General features: G+C 34.1%; 10 protein-coding genes. 8 read left to right on the forward strand and 2 right to left on the reverse strand.

What is annotated here, in order from left to right; genetic code table 11:
• Positions 1-67: 67 nt before the first annotated feature.
• Positions 68-1,603, reverse strand: coding sequence for a PhoX family protein (locus QWY92_RS16920; protein WP_290273461.1), 1,536 nt, complete (start codon positions 1,601-1,603; stop codon positions 68-70).
• Positions 1,604-1,900: 297 nt separating this feature from the next.
• Between QWY92_RS16920 and bshC the strand changes: the two genes are divergently transcribed.
• From bshC to yidC, 8 genes are all read left to right on the forward strand, one after another.
• Complete coding sequence (gene bshC / locus QWY92_RS16925; protein WP_290273464.1) at positions 1,901-3,502, forward strand: bacillithiol biosynthesis cysteine-adding enzyme BshC; 1,602 nt, start codon at positions 1,901-1,903, stop codon at positions 3,500-3,502.
• Between the two features lie 11 nt (positions 3,503-3,513).
• Positions 3,514-4,884, forward strand: coding sequence for a pyridoxal phosphate-dependent decarboxylase family protein (locus tag QWY92_RS16930; RefSeq protein WP_290273467.1), 1,371 nt, complete (start codon positions 3,514-3,516; stop codon positions 4,882-4,884).
• A 59-nt stretch (positions 4,885-4,943) separates the two neighbouring features.
• Positions 4,944-6,479, forward strand: coding sequence for a glutamine-hydrolyzing GMP synthase (gene guaA / locus QWY92_RS16935; protein WP_290273470.1), 1,536 nt, complete (start codon positions 4,944-4,946; stop codon positions 6,477-6,479).
• A gap of 200 nt (positions 6,480-6,679) precedes the next feature.
• Positions 6,680-8,602 (forward strand): LysM peptidoglycan-binding domain-containing protein, encoded by a 1,923-nt coding sequence (locus tag QWY92_RS16940; RefSeq protein WP_290273472.1) that lies wholly within the window; start codon positions 6,680-6,682, stop codon positions 8,600-8,602.
• Between the two features lie 54 nt (positions 8,603-8,656).
• Positions 8,657-9,187 (forward strand): DUF922 domain-containing protein, encoded by a 531-nt coding sequence (locus QWY92_RS16945; protein ID WP_290273474.1) that lies wholly within the window; start codon positions 8,657-8,659, stop codon positions 9,185-9,187.
• 11 nt (positions 9,188-9,198) lie between these two features.
• A complete protein-coding gene (locus QWY92_RS16950; protein ID WP_290273476.1) occupies positions 9,199-9,426 on the forward strand; it encodes a DUF3820 family protein in 228 nt (75 codons plus the stop codon).
• A 137-nt stretch (positions 9,427-9,563) separates the two neighbouring features.
• Positions 9,564-11,207 (forward strand): CTP synthase, encoded by a 1,644-nt coding sequence (locus QWY92_RS16955; protein WP_290273477.1) that lies wholly within the window; start codon positions 9,564-9,566, stop codon positions 11,205-11,207.
• An 84-nt stretch (positions 11,208-11,291) separates the two neighbouring features.
• Entirely contained in the window at positions 11,292-13,184 is a 1,893-nt protein-coding gene (gene yidC / locus QWY92_RS16960) for a membrane protein insertase YidC (RefSeq protein WP_290273478.1), read from the forward strand.
• An 83-nt stretch (positions 13,185-13,267) separates the two neighbouring features.
• On the opposite strand, the gene QWY92_RS16965 is transcribed toward yidC, so the two are convergent.
• The gene (locus QWY92_RS16965; RefSeq protein WP_290273480.1) at positions 13,268-14,263 is read right to left on the reverse strand and encodes an exodeoxyribonuclease VII large subunit; all 996 of its coding nucleotides are present in this window, start codon (positions 14,261-14,263) and stop codon (positions 13,268-13,270) included.
• Positions 14,264-14,613: the final 350 nt, after the last annotated feature.

Consider the following 14,613-nt stretch of genomic DNA (forward strand, 5'->3'; position numbering starts at 1 on the left):
TTATAAAAATGAAAGAATCTTCATTGCGAAAATGAAGATTCTTAATATTAAAAAAGTATGGTGTTTACTATCTAGCTAAGCCTTTTAATAATACAATTTGTCCTCCTTGGTTATGAGGTAAGTTGCTAGAAACAAAAGCATCACTTTCCCAATAATGAGGTTGTAGGTTTAATATGAAAGTATCTGGCACACCCACTTTATCTGAGATATCGATTAAAGCACCAAACTCACCTGAAAATCCTGTAGAACCTGATGGGTCTAAGTTATTTTCAATTTTTAACTCTAAAACAACTTTGGTATTGTTGCCATCTAAATCTGCTTGGTAAATTTGGGCAGCATGGTTTCTAGAGAAAGAATTTGGATCTTCTTGTACGTAGATAAAGTTTTCTGTAACACAAATGTTATCCGGACTTTGTAATTCTGCAAGGTTACCATCTTGGTTGTTAGTATCCGTGTTCCCACTTATAATTTGAGTTAATTTACCTTCTAATGGGTTGGTTTCATCAAGTTCGATTTTGTATACTGTTCCCCAATCGTTGTAAGTTCCTCTTCCAGGACCTCTTCCGGTTACGGCAAAAAATACGTCTCTTGCATCGGCATCGCTACCTTTTTTGTAGTCAACATCTTCAACACGCATAAATTGTGAAGCCAGAACATTAGTACATGCCGTTTCCATTTCACTTTTAGTTAAGCTAGCACCATCAACGATTTCAACAAATTCGATATCGTATGTTTTTTGAAAATCTAAACTACCTTCGTTGTAAACAGCATCAGTAGCAACATCCATAACGCCACCCGCGCCATCAGAAACTTGTTTAAATCTTAAAACATAAATTTTACCGTTTTCTAAATCGGCATCGCCATTTTCAGATAAATACATGGTAACCTGACCTTCCGATCCGCTAGAATCATCATCACCACCAATAATTACTGTTTTACCTGCATAAGCACCTTTTGGTAATGGTACGGCGTTTTCCCAAGAAAATTCACCTAAAGCATCAAGACCAAAATCGGCTGTTGGTGTAGGTGTTTCAATCCAAGGGTCAATACCTTTTACATCATACGAAAGTGATTCCGAAGCCGATAAAAAGATGTCTTTATCACCACCATGAATGGCAGCTTCCCACATGGTTCCTGAACATTGTCTAGCGTAATCTGCTACACCACTGTTCAATAACCATTCACCAGAAATAGGGTTAAGGTCTTTATCAAAACGAATTCTAGAAACCGCATAATCATCTTCAGCATTTACCACATATATGTATTCTTCACCATCTTTTAAAAAGCCAGCACCATCTTGCGCACCTACTAAACGGAACCCGTTTGAAAGCACATCGGTAGAACTTATTAATGAAAAAGCTTCTACAGTACTAAAGTCTGAATGTATTTTCACTAAAGGGTTTAAAAGCGATTTATTTTCAAACATGTTTGTTATCGGCGTAAAATCTTCACCGTTTTCTCCGTCGGTGCCATTTTCTCCATCTTTACCATCAACGCCATTTATGCCGTCTTTGCCATCTTCAATATCGCAACTTACTAATAAGGTATTTGTTGCCGTTACAACAAAAAGTAATAGAAATAATTTAAGGTACTTGTTCATCATTTAAAGTATAATAATTAGTTAATTAATTAGTGTCAAAATTATACTTTGCCTTCAAGAATGGTGTTACCTAACTGCTGTGGTTAATTTAATTTTGAGTAACTTTAGTGTTACCAAGATTATTTAAACATTAAAACCAAAGGGTATTTTTACCGTGAATGTTAAGTGAATATAAAATGAATGTTTTATAACTTTTAAACGACAAAGTTTTGGGAGCGATTTAACTCGTAATTCTTAACGAAATTTTTAGAATTGCAAAATCGAATAATCTTATATTTACATTTTCTATCTTTAATTTATATGCCAAAAGACTGTATTTCGTTTAAAAACACAGGTTATTTTTCAACTTTAATTTGCGATTATCTTGATGAACATCAGGATTTAAAACCCTTTTATAATCGGTTTCCATCGCTAGATAATTTCAAAAATCAAATTGCAGAGAAGCAAGCGCATTTTTCCGAAGCATCACGTAAAACCTTATATGATGTTTTAAAAAAGCAATATAAAAGTGTAGATGCATCGGCATTAACGCTTCAAAATATCGCGCTTTTAAAAGCAGAGAATACATTTACTATTACTACGGGCCATCAATTAAACTTGTTTACGGGTCCGCTTTATTTTCTGTATAAAATTGTTTCGGCTATTAATTTGTCCAATGAATTGAAAACAGCTTATCCCGATTCTAATTTTGTTCCTATCTATTGGATGGCAACCGAGGATCATGATTTTGACGAAATAAACTATTTTAATTTCCGAGGAAAAAAAGTACAGTGGAATAGGCAGGCGAGTGGTGCTGTTGGAGAATTATCTACCGAAGGTTTAGATGAAGTTTTTAATGCGTTTTCTGACGAAATAGGACAAACGCAAAATGCAGAAACTTTAAAATCATTATTTAAAGCCGCTTATTTAGACCACGATAATTTAGCCGATGCCACTCGATTTTTGGCAAATGCTTTATTTAAGGATTACGGATTGGTTATTGTTGAAGCTAATAATGCCGATTTAAAAAAGCAATTTATACCATATATAGAAACCGAATTATTAAACGAAACAGCGTTTAAAGCCGTAAATGAAAGTATTACGGAATTAGCTAATTATTCCGAAAATTATAGTCCACAGGTTAATCCTCGCGAAATAAACTTATTTTATTTAACTGAGAATTTACGTGAGCGCATTGTTTTTGAAGACCCAATTTATAAGGTTGTAAATACTAAGATAACTTGGACTAAAGATGCTATTTTAGATGAAGTAAAAAAGCATCCTGAACGCTTTTCGCCAAACGTGATTATGCGTCCGTTATATCAAGAAGTTATTTTGCCTAACCTCTGCTATATTGGTGGTGGCGGAGAATTAGCCTATTGGTTTCAATTGAAAAAATATTTTAATGCGGTAAATGTGCCGTTTCCTACTTTGTTATTAAGAAATTCAGTTTTAATTCAAACAGAAATTCAGCAGAAAAAACTTCAAAAGCTAAACATTTCTAAGGAAGATGTTTTTTTGAAACGCCATACATTTATCAATAAAAAAGTGAGAGAAATTTCGAATATTGATATCGATTTTTCAAAACAAAAGAAACATTTAGAAGCTCAGTTTGAAGATTTATATAAACTTGCTGAAGTTACCGATAAATCGTTTTTAGGCGCAGTAAAGGCTCAAGAATTAAAACAATTAAAAGGATTAAGCCATTTAGAAGACCGCTTGCTAAAAGCTCAAAAACGAAAACTAAAAGATGCCGTTTCTAGAATGACAGCTTTACAAACCGAGTTATTCCCCGGTGGAAGTTTACAGGAACGAAACACGAATTTTTCAGAGTTTTATTTAGAGTATGGTCCTACATTAATTCCAAGTTTAGTAGATGCTTTAGAGCCTTTAAAAGGTGAATTTCTAATTTTAACTTTATAATTATGCAAAGTATGCACAAAATTGATATGGATTTGGTGGAAATGACGTTAGACGTCATGAAATATGCCATTGACAGAATATCATCATCAAAAATTAAAATTGGAAAACCTAAAAGAGCTGAAGAATTAAAGGCTTTGGTTGGCGAAACCGTAACTGATAAAGGAATTGGTGGCGAGTATGCTTTCAATTTATGGAAAAAACATTTAGCGAAAGCCAATGTACCTGTCGATCATCCTAGAAATTTAGCTTTTGTGCCCGCAGCACCAACAAGAACGGCTATTATGTTCGATTTGGTGACCTCGGCATCAAGTATTCATGGTGCATATTGGATGGAAGGTGCCGGAGGTATTTTCTGTGAAAATGAAGCTATGAGCTGGATTGTCTCTTTAACAGGTTTACCAGAAGGTGCTTTTGGAGTATTCACCAGTGGCGGTACAGCAGCCAACCTTTCAGCCATGGTTACGGCTCGTGAACATTGGAGAGAAAACGATATTTTCAAAAGAGAAAAGGGACTTATTATTACCTCTATTGGAGCGCATTCATCTATAAAAGCAATGGCTAAAGTTATTGATGTTGATGTGCATTTGGTAGAAACTGAAGATGTATTAAGTGGTGTAGAATTACAAGATGCTATAGATAATTTAACTGCAGACGAACGTAAACGATTGTTTGCTGTAGTAGGAACTGGAGGAACTACCAATGCTGGAATTATTGACGATTTGGATAGTATCGCAAATATATGTAAACAAGAAAAATTATGGTTTCATGTTGATGCTGCTTATGGTGGTGGGGCGCTCGCAGCCGATTCAGTAAGGCATTTATTTAAAGGAATTGAAAAAGCAGATAGTATTACTATAGATCCGCACAAATGGATGTTTTCACCTTACGATTGTGGTGCTGTTATTTATAAAGACATGCAATTGGCAAAAAATGCCCATTCGCAAGAAGGTTCTTATTTAGATATTTTTAAAGACGAAGGCGCTCATGGTTTTAATCCAACCGATTATCAAATACAATTAACACGCCGTGTTAGAGGGTTGCCACTTTGGTTTTCTCTAGCCGCGAATGGCACCGATAAATATAAAGAAGCGGTAGAACGTGGTTTGGAATTAGCACAAATTGCGGGTAGATTAATTGATGAAGATCCTAATGTAGAGTTGGTTAGAACGCCAAGTTTGTCTTGTGTGTTGTACCGAAGAATAGGATGGAAGCCTGAAGATTATACTCATTGGACGTACGAAAATCATAAAAAAGGGTTTGCATTAGTAACGCCAACAAAATGGAAAAATGGTGATGATTTTGAAACGGTGTCACGCTTTTGTTTTATAAATCCGGATACCACGGAAGGCGACATCAGGGCGATTTTGGATTCTATGGCATAAAAAATAAAAAAAATAGGGTTCCTAATATGTCATTTTAAAATCAATCGTTATTTTTGCGCATGCAACATGACAAGGTACTTATTTTAGACTTCGGATCGCAATACACACAACTTATTGCTCGTCGAGTTAGGGAACTCAACATTTACTCCGAAATACATCCATTTAACAAAATTCCAACTAATATTGATGCTTACAAAGCAGTGATTCTTTCAGGGAGTCCAAATTCCGTAAGAGGAGAAGATGCTTTACATCCTGATTTATCAGAAATTAGAGGAAAAAAACCGATGCTAGCCGTATGTTACGGTGCGCAATATTTAGCCCATTTTTCGGGTGGTGAAGTAGCGCCGTCGAATACAAGAGAGTATGGACGTGCTAATTTATCATTCATTAAAAACGATGAGCCATTTTTCGCAACATTAAGCGAAGGTAGCCAAGTTTGGATGAGCCATTCCGATACCATTAAAAGCTTACCAACAAATGGTGTTTTATTGGCAAGCACAAACGATGTTAAAAATGCGGCTTATAAAATTGAAGGCGAAAGCACTTATGCTATTCAATTTCACCCAGAAGTTTATCACTCTACAGACGGAAAACAACTTTTAGAAAACTTTTTAGTAAAAATAGCAGACTTAAAACAAGACTGGACTCCAGATTCTTTTGTTGAAGAAACTGTAGCGGCTATTAAAGAAAAAGTAGGAAATGATAAAGTGGTTTTAGGTTTATCAGGAGGTGTAGATTCTACCGTGGCTGCTGTTTTACTTAATAAAGCTATAGGTGAAAACTTATATTGCATTTTTGTAAATAACGGTTTATTGCGTAAAGATGAGTTTTCTTCAGTATTAAAACAATACGAAGGTATGGGGCTTAACGTAAAAGGGGTTGATGCTTCTGAACGTTTTCTTGAAGCTTTAAAAGGTCTTGAGGATCCTGAACTAAAACGTAAAGCGATAGGTAATTCTTTCATTGAAGTTTTTGATGATGAAGCACATAAATTAACCGATGTAAAATGGTTAGCCCAAGGGACTATTTATCCAGATGTAATCGAAAGTGTTTCGGCAACTGGAGGGCCTTCAGCAACTATAAAAAGTCATCATAATGTAGGTGGATTACCCGATTTTATGAAACTTAAAATTGTAGAACCACTTCGTGCTATTTTTAAAGATGAAGTTCGTCGCGTTGGTGCTACTTTAGGTATCGATCCTGAACTTTTAGGACGTCATCCATTTCCTGGTCCTGGTTTAGGGATTCGTATTTTGGGTGATATTACTGCCGAAAAAGTACAAATGCTTCAAGAAGTTGATGCCATTTTTATTAATGGTTTAAAAGAATGGGGACTTTACGATAAGGTGTGGCAAGCAGGCGCTATGTTATTGCCTGTGAATAGCGTAGGTGTTATGGGCGACGAGCGTACATACGAAAAATGTGTGGCACTTAGAGCCGTAGAAAGTACGGATGGTATGACGGCCGATTGGGTGAATTTACCATACGAGTTTCTTCAAAAAACATCAAACGATATTATAAATAAGGTAAAAGGTGTAAACCGTGTGGTTTATGATATAAGCTCGAAGCCACCAGCAACTATTGAGTGGGAATAAATACCACTACGGTATTTGTATTATTGAGTATAATTTTTAAAATAGCTAACTGCACTGCAATATTTTGGTGTAGTTAGCTGTTTTTTGTAAAAGGAACGTATATTCCTATAACGATTAAACTTAAAGTTAATGGTATTGTTTTGGCACGCTATATGCAACACAGAAATAAACCACCTTTAGGTAACTTAAAAACAAATTAAATGAGTAAGTTTTTTTCCGTTTTATTATTAACGCTATTGTTTAGTTTTAGCAACTTAAACGCACAGAATTTCAGCACACACCAAGTTAAAGATGGTGAAACTGTGGAAAGTATTTCAAAACGCTATTTTGTAACACCTAGTGATATTTATGGCTTAAATCCTGATGCAAAAAAAGGACTTAAAGCAAACACTATTTTAATTATTCCAATTGGTAAAGCAAATAAACCAACGGTAACAACGGTAAAGGAATTATCTGGTTTTAAAACGCATAAAACCAAAAGAAAGGAAACTTTATATAGCTTATCTAAAAAGTACGATGTATCGGAAGAAGATATAAAAAAATACAATAAGTTTTTGTACGCTAATGCTTTACGTAAAAACGACAAGCTTCAAATCCCTGTGTTTAAGGTAACCGAAGTTGTTGAAGAGGCTAACACCGGTAAAACATATTTAGTTAAAGCTAAGGAAGGAAAATGGCGTATTGCTTATAAATTTGGTATTACTGTAGATGAATTAGAAGCGCTTAATCCAAAAATGGGTAATGTGCTACAAGAAGGGCAAAAAATTTACGTGCCTAATATTGAAAAAGAAGAAATTAAAGTTGTAGACGAAACTTACGGCTACTATAAAGTGTTGCCAAAAGAAGGTTTTTACCGTCTTAAGTTGAAATTAGGTTTAACACAAGATCAATTAGAAACTTTAAATCCTGAGTTAAAAGAATTGGGTCTAAAAGCTGGCATGATTTTAAAAACACCACAAGGAAACACGAATTTACCAGGTGAATCTAATCACGATGGTGAGCGATCTGATTTAAAATTAAAAATTAAAGATTATAACACCAAACATATTGCTATTATGCTACCGTTTAGATTAAACCGTGTAGAATTTGGTGCCACTGAAGATACTAAACGTAGCATTAATAATGATCCTTACTTAAACGCTTCTTTAGATTTTCATTCGGGAGTTTTAATGGCTATAGATTCATTAAAATCATTAGGTATTTCACTTAAAGCGGATGTTTACGATACGAAGTATGAAGTGAGCGAAGTGTCTCGCATTTTAAACGAAAATAATTTTGAAAATGTAGATGCGGTTATTGGGCCATTAACACCAAAAACATTTGCTAAAGTAGCTTCTGAATTAGAACGATATAATGTACCTGTAGTGTCTCCAATTGGAACGGGTTTACAGTTACGTTCTAATGTTTTTCAATCTAGAGCGAACACTAATATGTTTATGGATAAGGTTGTAAACTATGTGAAATCTGATAGTTTGGCTCAAAATATCATTATTGTTGCCGATTCTAAAAATATTGCTAGAGCGAATGAGTTAAAGCGTTTGTTTAGTAAATCTACTATCGTTTATTCTAGAAAAAACAAAAATGGTCAAGATGAAAATTATGTGCTTGTTGGCGATATTAGTGGAGCTTTAAAAAGCGGAAATAATGTGGTGTTTCTAGAAACAAGCAACCCTGGATTTGTTTCTAATGTTACTAGTTTATTGGCTTCGGAGATAAAATCGAATGAGGGGGCTTTAAATTCAAAAATCACTTTAGTAACTACAGATATGAACGATGCTTTTGAAGACGATCAAGTATCTAACGAACATTTATCAAAATTAAACTTTCATTTTGCAGCCATTTCAAAATGGTCTGATGAAAGTGATAATGCATTCATTAAAAAGTACGAAAAACTATACCATGTAACGCCTAACAAAAGAGCCATTCGTGGTTTTGATGTTACTATGGATGTGGTGCTACGTTTGGTAACTTCTCAAGATTTGTACCAGTCGGTTAACGATTCACCTTTAACAGAATATGTTGAAAGTAAATTTGCATACAAAAAGAACTTAACAGGTGGTTATTATAATGATACCATCTACCTAGTAAAACACGAAAATTTACGTATTGTAGAGGTGAAGTAATAGGTTGGCGTTCTAATCGTTTTTCTGGATAAGCTATTTTTCTTTAATTGAATTATGATTAGAATTTTATTCATATTAATATGTTTTTTTAACATTCAACAAGACAAGCCAACTATTGTTTGGCAACAAGATTATAAGTTGTCTTGGGATGATTTTAAAGCAAAACCAAGATTGAGTTCTGATGCTGTTGCAGAAACAGCATCAGGTATTTCATTTGGGTTTTCAGTAAAGGAGTTCAATAAAGAAATTGTAAGTTTTTCAACAGATGTGTTTGCCTATTTTTATCCCGAAGAATCGTGGTGTAAGCCAAAAGACGTTAATAGAGGTGTTTTAGCGCATGAGCAATTACATTTTGATTTAACCGAATTGTACTCTCGAAAATTAAAGCTTAATATTGCTAAATTGGAGGTTTCAAAAGATATTAAGAAAGAGCTGCGTTGGCTTTATCAAAATACGGTAAAAGCGCTAGATGTAGCACAGAAACAATACGATGCGGAAACGAATCATTCTCAAAATATTGACATTCAAAAACACTGGGAAGCTTTTGTGGAAGAAGAACTTCGTAAATTATCAAATTATAAATAAGAATATTCACTGTGACTCCAGATAAACAATTTTTAATTACACTTGCGCATACAAGAATGCCTTTCGGAAAATATGAAGGACGATATTTAATCGATTTGCCGGAGTATTACGTGGTTTGGTACCATAACAAGGGCTTTCCGAAGGGAAAATTAGGCGATATGCTAACGCAAGTTTACGAGTTAAAATTGAATGGCCTAGAAGATTTAATCCGAAATATACAAAAGCGATATCCAAAATAATCGTTGGTTTTATCGGGGTAATTCATCTTTATAAAATCGATAAAACGAATTTTAACAACATCGGCTTAAATAAGGCGAAAACAATTCCCTAATAACTATTTAAATTTTGTAAATTTGCCTGCGTTTATAAGCGCAACATGACAACTACAGCAAAATACATTTTCGTAACCGGTGGGGTTACATCATCCCTCGGAAAAGGGATTATCGCGGCATCGCTCGCAAAACTTCTACAAGCACAAGGCTATAGAGTAACTATTCAAAAATTAGATCCGTATATCAATGTCGATCCTGGGACTTTAAACCCGTACGAACATGGCGAATGCTATGTGACTGAGGATGGTGCTGAAACGGATTTAGATTTAGGACACTACGAACGTTTTTTAAACGTGCCAACAAGTCAGGCTAACAATGTAACTACAGGACGTATATACCAAAGCGTTATTCAAAAAGAACGCCGTGGTGAGTTTTTAGGAAAAACCGTTCAGGTTGTACCTCATATTACAGATGAAATTAAGGAACGTATCCAAATGCTCGGGAAATCGGGGGATTATGATATTGTAATTACTGAAATTGGTGGAACTGTTGGAGATATCGAATCGTTACCATACATTGAAGCTGTGCGTCAATTACGTTGGGATTTAGGCGAAAATAACGGTATTGTTATTCATTTAACTTTAGTCCCTTATTTATCGGCAGCTGGCGAATTAAAAACAAAACCTACGCAACACAGTGTAAAAACATTGATGGAAAGTGGAGTACAGGCCGATATTTTGGTGTGTAGAACCGAACATCAATTACCAAAAGAATTACGCCGAAAATTAGCTTTATTCTGTAATGTTAAAGAAGAAGCTGTTATTCAATCTATTGATGCATCTACTATTTACGATGTGCCTAACTTAATGTTAGAAGAAGGTTTGGATAAAGTGGTGCTTAAAAAATTAAACTTAAAAAGCATTGTTCCAGATATTTCAAAATGGAACGAATTTGTGCACCGTCATAAAAACCCAAAATACGAAATCACTATTGGTTTAATTGGGAAATATGTAGAACTTCAAGATTCATATAAATCTATTTTAGAAGCTTTTATTCATGCAGGCGCTGTTAATGAAGTGAAAGTGAATATAGAATCTGTGCATTCAGAATATATAAATCATGATAATGCAAAATTAAAACTAGGTCATTTAGACGGTGTTTTGGTAGCTCCAGGATTTGGAGAGCGTGGTATTGAAGGTAAAATTGATGCTGTAAAATATGTACGTGAAAATAATGTGCCATTCTTCGGAATTTGTTTAGGTATGCAAATGGCAGTAATTGAATTTGCTAGAAACGTACTTAAAATTGAAGATGCCGATTCTATTGAAATGAGTCCAGATACTAAGAGTCCGGTGATTAATTTAATGGAAGAACAAAAAAGCATTACTGATAAAGGAGGAACCATGCGTTTAGGTGCTTGGGATTGCGATTTAAAAATTGGCTCAGCCATTCGTGATATTTATAAAGCCGAAAGTATTAGCGAACGTCACAGACACCGTTATGAATTCAATAGTGATTACAAAGAACAAATTGAAGCTGCTGGTATGAAAGCTACAGGTTTAAACCCTGAAACAGGCTTAGTAGAAATTGTTGAAATTCCAGAACACCCATGGTTTATAGGTGTGCAATATCACCCAGAATATAAAAGTACAGTGGCCAATCCACATCCATTATTTGTAGCTTTTGTAAAAGCAGGATTGAATTTTAATAAAAAACAAAAAAGCGCCAAGATGGCACAAAACGATTAGTGGATAGTTTTTTGAGTTAAAAACTAAACGATTATACAAGACCTGATAAGTTGCTGAAATTTATCGGGTCTAAAATTTAAATAGATGGAAGAAAAAAAATTAGACCTTAATTCGATCATTGGTTTTGTACTGATTTTCGGAATATTAGCTTACATGCTTTGGCAAAACCAACCTACTCCAGAAGAGCTTGAAGCCCAAGAAAAAGCAAAACAAGAACAACTTGCAGTTGAAAATAATACAGCATCTCAAGCAGATACTAAAGTTGTTTCTGCAGATGATTTTAAGATTGAAGGTGTTTCCGATTCACTTCAATTAATTGCTCTTCAAAATAAATTTGGTGCGTTTGCTTATGCAGCATCACAAGCTTCGGATAAAGAAACACTTGTAGAAACAGATGTTTTTACGTTAAAGTTTAATAATAAAGGAGGATACCTGTCGGAGTTAAAACTTAAAAAGTTTGTAAACTACGATTCGCTTCCTATCTATTTAATAAAAAACAAAAATTCCGGTTTCAATATTAATTTTGGAACTACCGATAGCCGAATTTTAAATACAAAAGATTTATATTTTGTGCCATCTGTAACTAAAAACGGCGAAAACACGATTGTTTCCATGAAACTTAAAGTGTCGGAATCTAAGTTTTTAGAATATCGTTACGAGTTAAAACCTAACGATTACATGATGGATTTCACGGTACGTTCTCAAGGTTTAGCCGATGTTATTAATGGATCACAAGCCGTTAATTTAGATTGGAGCTTAAAGGGATACCGTCATGCAAAAAGTATTTCTTACGAAAACAGGTATACTGATATTCATTACGAATACGAGGGCGGGAAAGCTAATTACACAGGCGCTCGTGATACTGATGAAGATTTGGAAGATGTAACCTGGATAGGTTACAAACAGCATTTCTTTTCATCTGTATTATTAACAGACGCTCCGTTTAAAACAGCACAAATTAAATCAGAAAACTTGGTTGATGACGAAGCTATAGATACTGTTTATACTAAAAGTTTCGATGCTAAAATGCCATTTGTATTACAAGCTGGAGAGATTAGCCAGTCTATGGATTTCTACTTTGGACCAAACGATTTTGAGGTAGTAAATGGTTACGATCGTAATTTGGACGAATTAGTGCCATTTGGTTGGGGGCTTTTCGGTTGGATTAACCGATACATTTTTACGCCTTTATTCGCGTTTTTAGCAGGTTTTTTACCTTACGGAATTGCCATTATTGCCATGACGGTTTTAATTAAATTAATGCTTTCATTTGTACAATACAAGCAGTTTTTATCGCAAGCGAAACTTAAAATTCTAAAACCAGAATTAGACGCTATTCGTGAAAAGCATAAAGACAATAAAATGAAAGCGCAACAAGAAACTATGGCGTTGCAAACCAAAGCAGGAGCAAGCCCTATGGCGGGTTGTTTACCAGCTTTAGTACAGCTTCCTGTATTCTATGCTTTGTTTCAATTTTTTCCTTCGGCGTTCGATTTAAGACAAAAATCATTCCTTTGGGCAGACGATTTATCATCTTATGATGTTATTGCAGATTTACCATTCCACATTCCGTTTTATGGAAATCACGTGAGTTTGTTCCCGTTATTAGCGTCGGTTGCTATTTTCTTTTACATGCAACTTACAACAGGGCAGCAAGTGGCGTCGCAACCGCAACAAGAAGGTATGCCTGATATGGGGAAAATGATGAAGTACATGATGTATTTCTCTCCAATTATGATGTTGTTTTTCTTTAACAACTATGCGTCAGGATTAAGTTTATATTACTTTATCTCGAACTTAATTAGTATCGGAATTATATTAGTGATTAAGAATTTTATTTTAGATGAAGATAAAATTCACGCTCAAATTCAAGAGAAGAAAAAACAACCTAAGAAAGAAAATCGTTTTCAGAAAAAAATGGCTGAAATGATGGAGCAAGCTGAAAAGCAGAAACAAGCTCAAAAGGGTAAAAAATAATTTTTAATTATTCATTTATAAAAAAAGACTATCTGAAGAGATAGTCTTTTTTTGTGCTCTTTTTTATGATTGACACCGCTATTCTATTTTGTAAAAATTAAGATTATAATAGCTATTAACAATATTACTAGAATGATATATATAAGATTCAGTCGTTTCTTTTGAAGATTAATAATTTGTGCAGAGGCTTCTTCGTTTTTTAGAACTTGTTTATTTAGATTTAGTAATTCTGTATCCTTTTCTTCAATGAGACGTTTTCGTTCTTTATGAATATTAACCATTTTTTGCAGAAATGCGCCAACTGAAGTGGGTGTAGATAATCCCATATCAGATACTTTTTGAAGTAATGTTACATCGGCATCATGGCCAATTCCCGTAATAAAAGGAACGGGGATTTCAATGACTTTTTTACATAATTCAATATGGTTAAATACTTCAAGGCCACTCCCGCCTCCACGCATAATAATCAAAATATCGGTATCGCTAAAATTATAATTATTAATGAATTTTATTAATTCAACTTCTGAAGATAAATTACATTTATTATGACGAATAGTATAGTATTTATAATCTTGAAGCTGTTTTAAATAATCGGCCTGTGACGTAGATTGAATACCTGTAATAACATCTAACACAGGTTGGCTTCCTTCTTGCATTTTATTTAAAAGAATATCTTGTATTACAGGAAATTCTCTATTGAAACGTTCACGCACGATATCGTACTCCACCTTAGAAATAAGTTGCTCTTTAGCTTTATATTCTAATATTTTCGTAGTTCTAAAAAAGACAGGCACGCGTGAATCTAACGTAATATTTTGCCCCTTATGGATATAACCTTCCATTTGATAATAATTCCCAGAGGTGAGTTGTGATTTTAAATCGGGTGTTAGTTGTAAAGCAATTTTGTTTTTCCTGTTTTTATCGTGTAATTCATCATAATAACAGGCGCCATATAATTTACCTTTCCTGTCGAAAAAGAAACCTTCAAGTGAAATAATTTTAGCATCTAATGTCGATGTCAGACTTTGTGGGTAAAGCGAAGTAAGTGTTGAAACAGTATAAGTGTTTATTTTATCCATAACGTAATACGTTCTTCTAGTTTAGAACTAAAAGGATTATAGCAGCACACTCACAAAAAAAATGTGTTGAGAGTAAATTGATGATGTAACTTTTATTCCTATTAATAAAAAAGAGGTAACGAGGTATTGTACAGAGTGTTTCTAGTACAATAATCGTTTTATGGACTGAAGCAAATTACGAAGAATATTACAAGTATTATAAAAATAATCTAACTAAGACGTAAGATTTTATGTGAAATATATAAGAAAGATTTCTTTATTTTAAAAAAATATACTCCAATTCTATAATTTGTAAAATAAAAAACCTGCAAGATTAAGTCTAATCTTGCAGGTTTTTTAAAGGTGGATTG

Origin of the sequence: Algibacter miyuki (assembly GCF_030409805.1) — a bacterium.
GTDB lineage: Bacteria > Bacteroidota > Bacteroidia > Flavobacteriales > Flavobacteriaceae > Algibacter > Algibacter miyuki.

Bases quoted from the DNA above. Each gene is read 5' to 3' on its own strand.
- QWY92_RS16955 (WP_290273477.1), top strand. From the start codon at position 9,564: ATGACAACTACAGCAAAATACATTTTCGTAACCGGTGGGGTTACATCA.
- guaA (WP_290273470.1), top strand. From the start codon at position 4,944: ATGCAACATGACAAGGTACTTATTTTAGACTTCGGATCGCAATACACA.
- yidC (WP_290273478.1), top strand. From the start codon at position 11,292: ATGGAAGAAAAAAAATTAGACCTTAATTCGATCATTGGTTTTGTACTG.
- QWY92_RS16930 (WP_290273467.1), top strand. From the start codon at position 3,514: ATGCACAAAATTGATATGGATTTGGTGGAAATGACGTTAGACGTCATG.
- QWY92_RS16940 (WP_290273472.1), top strand. From the start codon at position 6,680: ATGAGTAAGTTTTTTTCCGTTTTATTATTAACGCTATTGTTTAGTTTT.
- bshC (WP_290273464.1), top strand. From the start codon at position 1,901: ATGCCAAAAGACTGTATTTCGTTTAAAAACACAGGTTATTTTTCAACT.
- QWY92_RS16965 (WP_290273480.1), bottom strand. From the start codon at position 14,263: ATGGATAAAATAAACACTTATACTGTTTCAACACTTACTTCGCTTTAC.
- QWY92_RS16920 (WP_290273461.1), bottom strand. From the start codon at position 1,603: ATGATGAACAAGTACCTTAAATTATTTCTATTACTTTTTGTTGTAACG.
- QWY92_RS16945 (WP_290273474.1), top strand. From the start codon at position 8,657: ATGATTAGAATTTTATTCATATTAATATGTTTTTTTAACATTCAACAA.